Source organism: Cohnella zeiphila (assembly GCF_014212055.1).
GTDB classification, from domain to species: Bacteria; Bacillota; Bacilli; order Paenibacillales; family Paenibacillaceae; genus Cohnella; species Cohnella zeiphila.
Genome location: NZ_JACJVO010000080.1, coordinates 1 through 1,184, shown reverse-complemented (window position 1 = coordinate 1,184; position 1,184 = coordinate 1). Strand labels below are relative to the sequence as shown.

General features: G+C 55.4%; 2 protein-coding genes and 1 pseudogene. All 3 read right to left on the bottom strand.

Annotated features, from left to right (window positions below; genetic code table 11):
* A pseudogene (locus tag H7C18_RS34620) lies at positions 1–189 on the bottom strand (ABC transporter permease); the annotation flags it as partial.
* On the bottom strand, positions 190–948 hold the full coding sequence (locus tag H7C18_RS34615; RefSeq protein ID WP_185133695.1) for an ABC transporter ATP-binding protein: 759 nt from the start codon (positions 946–948) through the stop codon (positions 190–192).
* A 16-nt stretch (positions 949–964) separates the two neighbouring features.
* The coding region (locus tag H7C18_RS34610; RefSeq protein WP_185133694.1) for a DUF1048 domain-containing protein at positions 965–1,184 on the bottom strand (220 nt) is incomplete at its 5' end.

The window sequence follows — 1,184 nt, the reverse complement described above, 5'->3', positions numbered from 1 at the left end:
CAGGTAGTTCACATAGTTTTCCGTATCGGTTTGAATGGCGCCGCCAAGCACATAGACGAACAGCAGCATCAGCGCAATCGGCGTGATGCAGACCGTGATGATGGTGTCCATGCTGCGGAAAATATGGCGCATGGAGCGCCCCAGCATCACGCCCATATCGCTAAAAAAGTGATTCTTTACCGTCTCCATTTACATGGCCTCCTTTTTGCCGACGATCGAGAGGAAGATCTCCTCTAACGACGGCTGTTTTTCCACATACTCCACCTTCGCCGGCGGAAACAGCTTTTTGAGCTCCGAGAGCGTGCCGTTCGCGATAATCCTGCCTTCGTGGAGAATGGCGATTCGGTCGGCAAGCTGCTCCGCCTCATCCAAATACTGCGTGGTTAGAAAGATCGTCGTGCCGCCGTCCGACAGCTCCTTGACGGTCTTCCAAACCTCGATGCGAGCCTCGGGGTCAAGCCCGGTCGTCGGCTCGTCGAGGAAAATGATCTGCGGATTTCCCACGAGGCTCAAGGCGATGTCGAGCCTGCGGCGCATCCCGCCCGAATAGGTAGATGCCTTGCGGTCCGCGGCGTCTGTCAGGCCGAAGCGTCTCAGCATGCGATCCGCCACCTGACGCGGATCTTTCAGATGCCGCAGTCTGGCGATCAAAATCAGGTTCTCCCGCCCGGTCAAAATCTCGTCAACCGCGGCGAATTGCCCGGTCAAGCTGATCGACTGCCGCACATGGTCCGGCTTTGACGCCACATCGAATCCGCCCACGGTAGCGATTCCCTCGTCATGCCCCAGCAGCGTGGTGAGGATTTTGACAATCGTTGTCTTGCCCGCCCCGTTGGAGCCGAGCAGGGCGAAAATACTGCCCTTTTCCACCTCGAAATTCACGCCCTTTAGAACCTGAAGCTGTTTGTAGGCCTTTTGCAGCCCTTTTACTTGAATGGCTTTTTCCATCCGGGTGTCCCTCCTTTTACTTTTTTTTGTCCGTAGCTTTTTTCATCGCCTTGTTCATTTCTTGGTTAACCGATTCTTGGTAGATGTCGGCGTACGTTTTGGAATCTTTGATGAGATCGTCGCAAAAAGCCGCTACGTCCCTGCCCGTCACGTCGAGCACGCCTTTCCCCACGGCCGCGCCCTCTTCAAAAAGATCGACAATCCCCGAGAGCAAACCCGTACCTTCGGTCAGTTCA

What these genes read in the sequence shown, in the direction of transcription:
- H7C18_RS34615 (WP_185133695.1), bottom strand. Translation starts at nt 948, where the DNA reads ATGGAAAAAGCCATTCAAGTAAAAGGGCTGCAAAAGGCCTACAAACAG.